The organism is Paracoccus fontiphilus (assembly GCF_017356265.1).
In the GTDB taxonomy this organism is placed as follows: domain Bacteria; phylum Pseudomonadota; class Alphaproteobacteria; order Rhodobacterales; family Rhodobacteraceae; genus Paracoccus; species Paracoccus fontiphilus.
This window is the reverse complement of record NZ_JAFNAW010000029.1, coordinates 32323-43273: the sequence shown is the minus strand read 5'-3', so window position 1 is coordinate 43273 and position 10951 is coordinate 32323. Positions and strand designations below refer to the sequence as shown.

The window sequence follows — 10951 nt, the reverse complement described above, 5'->3', positions numbered from 1 at the left end:
CGCGATCAGCGCCGCCAGCAGCACGCGCGCCTGTCCGGGGCGCAGCACCGCCGACAGCACCGCCCCGGCGCGCGCCAGGTCATGCCCGCCGCCGCCGCCGCCATAGCTGGCCGCCAGCCGTCCCATGGGCACACGGCTGGACACGACGACCGGCACCCCCGCCGCCGTGCAGCGCGCCACGGCCTGGGCGATCGCGGGCGTAGCGTTCCCGGACCCCAGCGCCGCCAGCACGATCCCCTGCGCCCCGGCGGCAAGGCTCGCGTCGAGATGGACCGCGTCGGCACCGGGATGGATCGCCACGACGTCGACGCGGATGCCGCCGACAGGGGCGGCCAGCCTCATGTCCGGCGCGGCGACGTCGCAGGCCAGCCGGAAGGCGTCGGCGCTGTCGGTGGCATGCTTGACCAGCCCCCAAGCCGGCAGCACGCGCCCGCCGAAGGCCAGCCGGACCCCGCCACCGTCCAGAACCGCACGGATGGCGGCGGCCATGTTCGCGGGACCGTCGGCCTGCGGATGGTCGTCGGTGAACTGCGCGCCGGTCAGCACCACCGACGCGCCCGGATGCTGAAGCGAGACCAGAAGCGCCGTTTCCTCCATTGCGTCGGTGCCGTGCAGGATCACGACGCCCGCCGCCCCGGCGGACAGTTCCGCCCCGACCGCGTCGCTGACCGCCTGCATGTCCGCCAGCGTCAGGGTCGAGGAGTCGCGCGCGAACAGGTCCACCGGCCTCAACCGGACCGGCGGCAGGTGGCCAAGCCGGGCCAGCAGCGCCTGCCCGTCCAAGCCGGGCGTACTGGAACCGTCGGCATTCGTCCGGCTGGCGATGGTCCCGCCCGTGGCGATGACGGCGATCAGCGGTTCCATCAGCGCAGGTCCAACCCGCCGCGATCCAGCCCGTGCTGCGCGGCGACGGCGCCGATCCGGTCGCGCGCCAGGAACCATCCCAGGACCAGCGCCGGGACGATCACCACCAGCGAGGCGACGGTCCAGGTGCCGACCGGATAATCGAAGGCCATCAGCACCACGACGCCCGCCAGGAAGGCCAGCGTCAGAACGCCCGTCCAGGGCGCGCCGAACATGCGAAAATCCGGGCGCGGCAGGATGCCCTGGCGCGACAGGTGCCACAGCTTCAACTGGCAAAGGATGATCGTGCCCCAGGCGGTGATGATGCCAAGGGCCGCGACGTTCAGCGCGATCTCGAAGGCCTCGGCCGGGACATAGGCGTTCATGATGACGCCAAGCACCGTCACCGCGGCCGTCACGGCGATGCCGCCATAGGGCACGCCCTGCCTGTTCATCCGGGCCAGGGCGGCGGGCGCCGATCCCGACACCGCCATGGAATGGAGGATGCGGCCCGTGGAATACAGCCCCGCGTTCAGCGACGACAGCACGGCGGTCAGCACCACCAGGTTCATGATGATGTCCGCGCCCTCGACCCCGATCTTGCCAAAGAAGGTGACAAAGGGGCTGACCCCGCCCTGATAGGCCGTATAGGGCAGCAGCAGCGACAATAGCAGGACCGAACCCACGTAGAAGACCACCAGCCGGAAGACGACCGTGCGGATCGCCTTGGGCATGACGGTGCGCGGGTCGGCGGTCTCGCCCGCCGTGGTCCCGATCAGCTCGATCGAGGCATAGGCGAAGACGACGCCCTGGATCACGATCAGCGCGGGCAGGATGCCGCCCGGGAACATGCCGCCGAATTTTGTGATGGTCGCCAGACCCGGCACGTGGCCCTCGATGGGGGTGCCGGTGACGACGAACCAGATGCCGACGACCAGAAAGGTCAGCAGCGCCAGCACCTTGATCAGGCTGAACCAGAACTCCAGCTCTCCGAAGACCTTGACCGACAGCATGTTCATGGCCAGCACCACGATCAGCGCGATCAGCGCGAAGACCCACTGGTCGATACCTTGCAGCATCGGCACGTAGGCCTTGAAGAAGTTCATGTAAAGCGCGACGGCAGTGACATCCGCGACCGAGGTCATGGCCCAGTTCAGCCAGTACATCCAGCCCGCCGCGAAGGCCAGCTTCTCGCCATAGAACTCTCGGGCATAGGACACGAAGGACCCGGACGTTGGGCGGTGCATGATCAGCTCGCCCAGGGCGCGCAGGACCAGGAAGGCGAAAAAGCCGCAGAGGGCATAGACCAGCACAAGGGCCGGCCCGGCGGCGGCAAGGCGGCCGCCCGCGCCCAGGAACAACCCGGTGCCGATGGCGCCGCCGATGGCGATCATCTGGATCTGGCGGGGCTTTAGCGCCTTGTGGAAGCCCGCTTCCTCCTCGGCATAGACGTGGCCTTCGGCAGGGTTCGTGGGTGGCGTGTGCAGCATGGATTTCCTTCTCGAGCCCGGGGACAAGGACCATCAGCCCGTCAGGCTGTCATACAGATTTGCGCGCCATAAAGACCCGGCAGCCGGCTGGTCAAGAAAAATCGTCAGCCCCTGGTGACGTCAGCCGGCCCTGTCGGCGGCGATCTGCGCCAGCGTAGCCTCGACATTGCGCAGATGGGTTTCCATCGCGGCGCGGGCGTCCGCCTCGCTGCCTCTGGCGATGGCCTCGACGATGGCGCGATGCTCTCGGTTCGAGGCGCTGCGGCGCGGCCCCAGCAGGTTCAGCAATCCCGACTGCCCGCGCAAGGCGTCGCGCATGTCGCCGACAAGCTTGGCAAAGACCCCGTTCTTCGAGGTTCGGGCGATCAGGCCGTGGAAATCGCTGTCCAATTGCGTCCAGGCCTCGGGGTCTTCCTCGGTGTCCATGCGGTCGCACAGGGCCAGCAGCCCGGCCAGTTCGGCGTCGTCGCGGCGACGGGCGGCCCAGCCTGCGGCGGGGATCTCGACGCAGGGCCTCGCCTCGGCCAAGTCGGCTGCGGAATAGCCGCCGAACCGCAGGTCGCCTTCCGCCTGCAGCACGAAGGTGCCGCTGCCGGTGCGGGTCCGGGTCAGGCCCAGGGCGTTCAGCGACCGCAGGGCCTCGCGGATCACGGGGCGGCTGACGGCATAGCGCGCGGCCATCTGCGCCTCGGACGGCAGGCGGGTTCCGGGGGACAGGCGGCCCGACCGGATCAGGTCGCGCAGGGATTCGAACACCTGCTGGGCCGCGCTCTTGCGGTCCAGCGGCGCGGGGCCGGTCAGCCAAGCATCGACATCGCTCATCCGGAAAGGATCGGCACGGGGCGGCGGACTGTCAATCGTCACGCGGGGCGCAGATCCAGCCGGCCCGCCATCCGCTGCGAGATGATCGCGCAAACGCCCAGTTGCAACAGGTGGAACAGCATCAAGGGCAGGATTATCAGCGACATGTCCTGGCCCGCGAACAGGATGCCCGCCATGGGCAGGCCGGTCGCAAGGCTTTTGGTCGATCCGCAATACAGCACCGCCATCAGGTCGGCATGGGGCATGCGCGCTGTCCGCCCGATCAGGAGGGCGGCCGCCAGCACCGCCGCCAGCAGGATCAGGCACAACGCCACCAGCACCGCCAGCGACGGGACCGAGATCACCTGCCAGATGCCGTTGACCACCCCCGCCGAGAAGGCCGAATAGACGATCAGCAGGATCGACCCGCGATCCACGATCATCGTGGGGGTCCGGTATCGGTTCAGCAGGCCCGACAGCAAGGGCCTGCACAGTTGCCCGACCGCGAACGGAAGCAGGATCTGCTGGACGATCTTCCAGATGGCCGAGGGGTCGATCCCGTAGCCGGACCCTTGCGGGATCAGCAGCGCGAACAACAGCGGCGACAGCACCACCCCGATGAGGTTGGAGATCGAGGCCGCGCAGATGGCGGCCGCCACGTTGCCCTGCGACACGGCGGTGAACGCGATCGAGCTTTGCACCGTCGAGGGCATGCAGCCGATGTAAAGAAAACCGATGCCGACGGCAGAGGGCAACCACAGCATCGACAAGGGCTTCAGCGCAAGGGCAAGCAGCGGGAACAACAGGAACGTCAGCGCCAGCACCGACAGTTGCAGCCGCCAGTTCGCCAGCCCCGCCAGGATCGTCGCCGTGGTCAGCTTGGCGCCATACAGGAAGAACAGCAGCGCGATGACCCAATAGGTCACATGCGACAGGCCGGCGGCCATGGCCCCCCGCGCGGGCAGCACGGACGCCAGCACCACCGTCAGCACCAGAAGCAGCATGTAGCGGTCGAAACCGAAACGGGCCAGCACGGCCTCGGCCCTGCGCAGGGACATGGAAAATTCCTAGGATTGTCGCTTTTTGCCAGCTTGTATAAGTGCCGTCCCTGCAATCCAAGAGGCTGATGAAGGCCTTTGATGCAATGCGGCTTGCCGACCGGATCGGCGATGCGATCCTGAAGGGCGACGTGCCCCCCGGCACCCGCCTGGATGCCGCCGGCGTGGCGTCGCTGCTGGGCCTGTCCGAAGCGGCCGCGCGCGATGTCCTGGCCGAGATCTGCGCCCGCGGCCTGGCCCAGCGCCGGTCCGCCACCCTGGTCGAGGTGATGTCTCCCGACCCTGCCATCCTGCTGAACCGCTTCGAGGCGCTGGGTGAGATCCAGGCCCTGTGCGCCGGACTTGCGGCACGCCGGGCGCCTGCGGGCGATCTTCTCGCGCTCGAGGATCTGGTGGCGCGGCTGGAAGAGGCCGATTCCGAAGCCTATGCGCAGATGTCCCTGGACCTGCACGAGCGGATCTGCCGGATGACCAGGAACCCCGAACTGGCGCGCGTGGCCCGCGAATTGCGCCAGCAACTGTCGGCGGACTGGCGCACGCGGCTGGGCCATGCCAGCCGCCGCCAGCGCTCGATCGAGGAACACCGCGCCCTGGTCGAGGCGATCCAGGACCGCAACGAGGGCTTGGCCGCCACGATCATGCGGGGCCACCTGCGCGCCGACGCGCGCGAGGTCCTGTTCATGACGCGCGACCGGTCCGGCTGACCGCGTTTGACATCGGCCCGCCCTGCCCCTAGGCCCAAGGCGGAACCACGACCGGACGCGCCGATGAGCCAGACCGACCTGATCCCCCGTCTGACGGCCGATCTTCCGATCACGGCGGGGTCGTTCATCGTCACGGTCTATGGCGACGTGGTGGTGCCGCGCGGCGAGGTGCTGTGGATCGGCAGCCTGATCGCGATCTGCGCCCGCATCGGCATCAGCGAGAACCTGGTCCGCACGGCCGTGTCCCGCCTGGTCGCGGCGGGACGGCTGGAAGGCGAGCGGGTGGGGCGGCGCAGCTTCTACCGCCTGGCCCCCGCCGCGCGCACGGAATTCGCCGGCGCGGCACGGCTGCTTTACGCACGTCCCGCGCCCTCGGGCGAATGGCTGGTGATGCTGCACCCAGACATGCCCGAGGATCTGGCCCGCCGCCACCGCATGGCGCGCATCGGGGGCGATATGTGGCTTTGTCCGGCACGGGGCGAGTTGCCGGATACGGGCGGGCTGGTCCTGCGCGCGGTTCCCGCCGGGGGGCTGGACCAGTTGCCAAGACTGGCCGAGTTCTGGGACCTGGCCGCGCTTGCCCATGGCTATCGCATGGTGCTCGAACGTTTCGGTCCGCTGGCCGGGGGCCCGGCCCTGCCGCCCGGGGACGCGCTGATCGCCCGCCTGCTGCTGGTCCACCTGTATCGCGGCGTGCTGCTGCGCGATCCCGGACTGCCACCCGAGGCCCTGCCCTCCGACTGGCCGGGAACCGAGGCGCAGGCCCTGTTCCGCAGCCTGTATTCCGCCCTGACCCCCCTAGCGGAACCGCATATCGCCCAGGTGATGGAGGGCGAGGGCGGCCCCCTGCCCCGGGCCACTCCCAGGACCGAGGCGCGCCTGAAGGCGCTGGCTTGAAACATTACAGCGTCATGCACATTTCTCTTGGCGATGTAATGTGTCGCCTGTTATAAGCTGACCAATCGGTCGATGAATTGGGAGAATCATCGGCCTCATCCTGAAAATTCTTGTGGGGTCTTGCATGTCCGAAGCCTTCATCTGCGACGCGATCCGCACGCCGGTCGGCCGTTACGGCGGGGCACTTGCGACGATCCGTGCCGACGATCTGGCGGCCCTGCCCTTGCAGGCGCTGATGGCGCGCAACCCCGGCGCGGACTGGTCCGCCGTGGACGACGTGATCCTGGGCTGCGCCAACCAGGCGGGCGAGGACAACCGCAACGTGGCCCGCATGGCCGTGCTGCTGGCCGGAATGCCGATCGGCGTGCCAGGCACCACGGTCAACCGACTCTGCGGATCGGGCATGGACGCCATCGGCATGGCGGCCCGCGCGATCCGGGCGGGCGATTGCGACTTCATGGTCGCGGGCGGCGTCGAAAGCATGACCCGCGCGCCGTTCGTGATGCCCAAGGCGGAAACCGCCTTCTCGCGGTCGAACGTCGTCTACGACACCACCATCGGCTGGCGCTTCCCGAACCATGCGCTGCGCAAGGCCCATGGCACCGACTCGATGCCGGAAACCGCCGACAATGTGGCCGCCGATTACGGCATCAGCCGCGCCGACCAGGACGCCTTTGCCGCGCGGTCGCAGGAACGCTGGGCTGCCGCCCAAGCGGCCGGTGTTTTCCGCGACGAGATCATCCCGGTGCATGTCCCGCAGAAGAAGGGCGACCACGTCACGGTCGACACCGACGAACATCCTCGCCCCGGCACCACGGTCGAGACCCTGGCCAAGCTGAAGGGCGTCAACGGCCCCGATCTGACGGTGACGGCGGGCAATGCGTCCGGCGTGAACGACGGCGCGGCCGCGCTTGCGATCCTGTCCGAGGACGCGGCCCGCGCCCAGGGCCTGACCCCCAGGGCGCGCATCATCGCCATGGCGGCGGCGGGCGTGGAACCGCGCGTCATGGGCATCGGCCCGGTGCCTGCCGTGCGCAAGGTCCTGGCACGCGCGGGCCTGTCGCTGAACGCCATGGATGTGATAGAATTGAACGAAGCCTTTGCCGCACAGGGGCTGGCCGTGCTTCGTGACCTTGGCCTTGCCGACGACGATCCGCGCGTGAACCCGAATGGCGGGGCCATTGCCATCGGGCATCCGCTGGGCATGTCCGGCGCCCGGCTTGTGACCACCGCGATGTATCAGCTGCACCGCACCGGCGGGAAATACGCCCTTTGCACCATGTGCGTGGGCGTGGGCCAGGGCATTGCCATCATCATCGAACGCGTCTGAGGAGGAACTGCCATGTATGCACAGCTGGTCAAATCCGAAGGGTCGAAATCCCGCGACGAGATGACGCCCGAGGAGATCGCCTTCCAGGACCGCATCGACCGGAACGAGAAGATCGAGCCGAAGGAATGGATGCCCGAGGGCTATCGCAAGACGCTGATCCGCCAGATCGGGCAGCACGCCCATAGCGAGATCGTGGGCCAGCTTCCCGAGGGGAACTGGATCACCCGCGCCCCCACGCTGGAACGCAAGGCGATCCTGCTGGCCAAGGTCCAGGACGAGGCGGGCCACGGCCTTTACCTGTATTGCGCCGCCGAGACGCTGGGCGTGTCGCGTGACGAGCTTCTGGAAAAGCTGCATAGCGGCAACATGAAGTATTCGTCGATCTTCAACTATCCGACCCTGACTTGGGCCGACATGGGCGCGGTCGGCTGGTTGGTCGACGGCGCGGCGATCATGAACCAGGTTCCGCTGCAGCGCACCAGTTACGGCCCCTACAGCCGCGCGATGATCCGCATCTGCAAGGAGGAGTCGTTCCACCAGCGGCAGGGCTACGACATCATGATGAAGATGTGCGCGGGCACGCCGGAACAGAAGGCGATGGCGCAGGACGCGCTCAACCGCTTCTGGTATCCGGCGCTGATGATGTTCGGGCCGTCGGACAAGGACTCGGTTCATTCCGCGCAGTCGATGGCGTGGAAGATCAAGATGAACACCAATGACGAGCTGCGCCAGAAGTTCGTGGACCAGACCGTGCCGCAGGCCGAATACCTTGGCCTGACCGTCCCCGACCCGGACCTGAAATGGAACGAGGACAAGGGCGGCTACGATTTCAGCGAACCCGACTGGTCGGAATTCTTCGCCGTCATCGCCGGCAACGGCCCCTGCAACGCCGAACGCCTGGGCGCCCGCGTCAAGGCCTGGGAGGACGGCGCCTGGTTCCGCGAGGGGCTGATGGCCCATGCCGCCAAGGCCGAGGACCGCGCCCGCGCCGCCCGCCACGCCGCCGAATAACCGGGCACCCCTGCCCACCCAGCCACGTCCCCGCAGCTTTTGGGAGGAAGCATCATGTCCAGCGAATGGCCGCTTTGGGAAATCTTCATCCGGGGCCAGCACGGCCTCAACCATCGCCATGTCGGCAGCCTGCACGCCCCCGACGCCGAGATGGCGATCCGCAACGCCCGCGACGTCTATACCCGCCGTAACGAGGGCGTGTCGATCTGGGTGGTCCGGTCGAACGACATCACAGCGTCCTCGCCGTCGGAAAAAGGGCCGCTTTATGATCCGTCGAACAGCAAGGTCTATCGCCACCCGACCTTCTACGACATCCCCGACGAGATAGGGCACATGTGATGCCGTCCCTTCCCGACATGACCACCCCGAACCTGACCGCGCTTGCCGGTCAGGCCCTGGCCGACAGCGGCCACGTGGCGGTGCCCGCCCCAGACGCCGGGCAGCCCGAATTCGTGGAATTCCTGCAGCGGATGGGCGACAACTGCCTGATCTTGGGCCACCGCGTGTCCGAATGGTGCGGCCACGCCCCGGCACTGGAGGAAGACATCGCCCTTGCCAACCAGGCGCTGGACCTGATCGGCCAGTGCCAGTTGTGGCTGGGCCTTGCCGCTGACATCGAGGGCAAGGGCCGCGACGCCGACGCGCTGGCCTACCTGCGCGACGCTGGCGCGTTCCGCAACCTGCTGCTGGTGGAACTGCCCAACGGCGACTTCGGGGTCACGCTGATGCGCCAGTTCCTGTTCGACGCCTTCCATATCGAGATGCTGCGGGCGCTGAAGGCATCCTCGGACCCCCGCGTGGCCGAGATCGCCGCCAAGGCCGAGAAGGAAGTGGCCTATCACCTCGAACGCTCCGCCGATCTGGTGATCCGGCTGGGCGACGGCACGGACGAGAGCCGCGCCCGGATGCAAGCCGCGCTGACGAAGCTGTGGTCCTATACCGGCGAGATGTTCCTGGACGATGCCGTCGATCAGGCCATGTCCGATGCCAGAATCGCGCCGCTGCCGTCGTCGCTGCAAGCGGCTTGGGAAAAGACCGTCGCGGCGGTCCTGGACGAGGCGACGCTGGCTGCCCCGACAGGCGCATGGCAGCACAAGGGCGGGAAAAAGGGCATCCACACCGAACACCTGGGCTATATCCTGGCCGAGATGCAGTTCCTTCAGCGCGCCTATCCAGGCGCCAAGTGGTGATGTCATGGCAACCACGACGCTGCCCCCAACGGACCGGATCTGGGAATGGCTGTCGCAGGTGCCGGACCCGGAAATCCCGGTCATCAGCCTGACCGACCTGGGCATCATCCGCGACGTGCAATGGCAGGGCGACACGCTGGTGGTCACGGTCACGCCCACCTATTCCGGCTGCCCCGCGACCAGCATCATCAACCTGGACATCGAGACCGCCCTGCGCAGCCACGGGATCGAGAAGCTGGAACTCAAGCGCCAGCTTGCCCCCGCCTGGACGACCGACTGGATCACCCCCGAGGGCCGCGAGAAGCTGCGCGCCTACGGCATCGCGCCCCCGGTGGACGGCACGGCGGCGGACGGCGTCCTGGCGGGCCGGGTGTCGCGCCTGATGGGCAACAACCTGACCATCCAGTGCCCGCGCTGTGGATCGACCCATACGCAAAAGGTCAGCCAGTTCGGCTCGACCCCGTGCAAGGCCAGCTATCGCTGCACCGACTGCCTGGAACCCTTCGACTATTTCAAGTGCATCTGACTGCACGCCCAAGGAAAGACACCCCAATGGCACGCTTTCTGCCCCTGAAGGTCACCGATGTGCGCCGCGAAACCCGCGATGCGGTCGTCGTGACGCTCATGCCCCGCGACGAGGATCGCGCGCAGTTCGACTTCACCCAAGGCCAGTACCTGACCTTCCGCCGCGATTTCGATGGCGAGGAATTGCGCCGGTCCTATTCCATCTGCGCGGGCGTCGATGACGGCTGTTTGCAGGTGGGCATCAAGCGCGTCGATGGCGGAGCCTTTTCTACCTGGGTGAACGAGAACCTGGCGGCGGGCGACACCATCGAGGCGATGCCGCCCATGGGCAAGTTCTCGCTGCCGCTCGATCCGGAAGCCGCGCGGCACTATGTCGGGTTCGCCGCCGGGTCGGGGATCACGCCGGTCCTGTCCATCGTCAAGACGGTCTTGCGGCGCGAGCCGAAGTCGCGCTTCACCCTGGTCTATGCCAACCGCCAGATCAGCAGCATCATGTTCCGCGAGGAACTGGAGGATCTGAAGAACCTGCACCTCGGCCGCTTCTCGGTCCTGCATGTGCTGGAGAGCGAGGCGCAGGAGATCGACCTGTTCACCGGCCGCATCGACGCGGAAAAGATGACCGCGCTGTTCGACCGCTGGATCGACGCCAAGTCGGTCGATGCCGCCTTCATCTGCGGGCCGGAACCGATGATGCTGACCGTAGCGCAGGGCTTGCGCGACCATGGGCTGCGCGACGACCAGATCCGCTTCGAACTGTTCGCCAGCGGCCAGCCGGGGCGCGCCAAGGCCCGCCCCGTGTCAAAGGCGACCGAGGCAGGCGAGGGCACGCAGGCCACCGTGACGCTGGACGGCGCCACCCGCAGCTTTTCCATGCCGCGCGAGGGCCAGACCATCCTGGACGCCGCCATCGCCGCCAACCTCGACGCGCCCTATTCCTGCAAGGCGGGCGTCTGTTCCACCTGCCGCTGCAAGGTGCTGGAAGGCGAAGTGGAAATGGCCGTGAACCACGCGCTGGAAGACTACGAGGTTCGCGCCGGTTACGTGCTGTCCTGCCAGTCCTATCCGCTGACTGACCGCGTGGTCGTCACCTATGACGAGTGAG

General features: G+C 67.7%; 12 protein-coding genes. 8 read left to right on the top strand and 4 right to left on the bottom strand.

The annotated features are described in order from the left end of the window. The 4 genes from J0F76_RS11645 to J0F76_RS11630 form a co-directional block, all read right to left on the bottom strand. Window positions 1-864: asparaginase domain-containing protein (locus tag J0F76_RS11645; protein WP_207469592.1), on the bottom strand; the 864-nt coding region annotated here is incomplete at its 3' end. After that, window positions 864-2333, bottom strand: coding sequence for an amino acid permease (locus J0F76_RS11640; protein WP_207469590.1), 1470 nt, complete (start codon window positions 2331-2333; stop codon window positions 864-866). The genes J0F76_RS11640 and J0F76_RS11645, both read right to left, overlap by 1 nt. A 120-nt stretch (window positions 2334-2453) precedes the next feature. Continuing rightward, window positions 2454-3155 (bottom strand): FadR/GntR family transcriptional regulator, encoded by a 702-nt coding sequence (locus J0F76_RS11635; RefSeq protein WP_207469588.1) that lies wholly within the window; start codon window positions 3153-3155, stop codon window positions 2454-2456. A gap of 38 nt (window positions 3156-3193) precedes the next feature. After that, window positions 3194-4192 (bottom strand): bile acid:sodium symporter family protein, encoded by a 999-nt coding sequence (locus J0F76_RS11630; RefSeq protein WP_207469586.1) that lies wholly within the window; start codon window positions 4190-4192, stop codon window positions 3194-3196. Between the two features lie 68 nt (window positions 4193-4260). Between J0F76_RS11630 and J0F76_RS11625 the strand changes: the two genes are divergently transcribed. The 8 genes from J0F76_RS11625 (at window position 4261) to paaE (ending at window position 10950) form a co-directional block, all read left to right on the top strand. Next, a complete protein-coding gene (locus J0F76_RS11625; RefSeq protein WP_207469584.1) occupies window positions 4261-4896 on the top strand; it encodes a GntR family transcriptional regulator in 636 nt (211 codons plus the stop codon). Between the two features lie 63 nt (window positions 4897-4959). Then, window positions 4960-5793 (top strand): PaaX family transcriptional regulator C-terminal domain-containing protein, encoded by an 834-nt coding sequence (locus J0F76_RS11620; protein WP_207469582.1) that lies wholly within the window; start codon window positions 4960-4962, stop codon window positions 5791-5793. A gap of 124 nt (window positions 5794-5917) precedes the next feature. Further along, the gene (gene pcaF, locus J0F76_RS11615; RefSeq protein WP_207469580.1) at window positions 5918-7123 is read left to right on the top strand and encodes a 3-oxoadipyl-CoA thiolase; all 1206 of its coding nucleotides are present in this window, start codon (window positions 5918-5920) and stop codon (window positions 7121-7123) included. A 12-nt stretch (window positions 7124-7135) separates the two neighbouring features. Continuing rightward, window positions 7136-8134: a 1,2-phenylacetyl-CoA epoxidase subunit PaaA gene (gene paaA / locus J0F76_RS11610; protein WP_207469578.1), complete on the top strand. Its 999-nt coding sequence runs from the start codon at window positions 7136-7138 to the stop codon at window positions 8132-8134. Between the two features lie 54 nt (window positions 8135-8188). Next, window positions 8189-8473, top strand: a complete 285-nt coding sequence (gene paaB, locus J0F76_RS11605; RefSeq protein ID WP_207469577.1) for a 1,2-phenylacetyl-CoA epoxidase subunit PaaB — start codon at window positions 8189-8191, stop codon at window positions 8471-8473. After that, a complete protein-coding gene (gene paaC / locus J0F76_RS11600) occupies window positions 8473-9324 on the top strand; it encodes a 1,2-phenylacetyl-CoA epoxidase subunit PaaC (RefSeq protein WP_207469576.1) in 852 nt (283 codons plus the stop codon). The genes paaB and paaC overlap by 1 nt, the downstream gene beginning before the upstream one ends. A 4-nt stretch (window positions 9325-9328) precedes the next feature. Beyond that, complete coding sequence (paaD, locus tag J0F76_RS11595; protein ID WP_207469573.1) at window positions 9329-9850, top strand: 1,2-phenylacetyl-CoA epoxidase subunit PaaD; 522 nt, start codon at window positions 9329-9331, stop codon at window positions 9848-9850. Between the two features lie 26 nt (window positions 9851-9876). Further along, entirely contained in the window at window positions 9877-10950 is a 1074-nt protein-coding gene (gene paaE, locus J0F76_RS11590) for a 1,2-phenylacetyl-CoA epoxidase subunit PaaE (RefSeq protein WP_207469571.1), read from the top strand. Window position 10951: the final 1 nt, after the last annotated feature.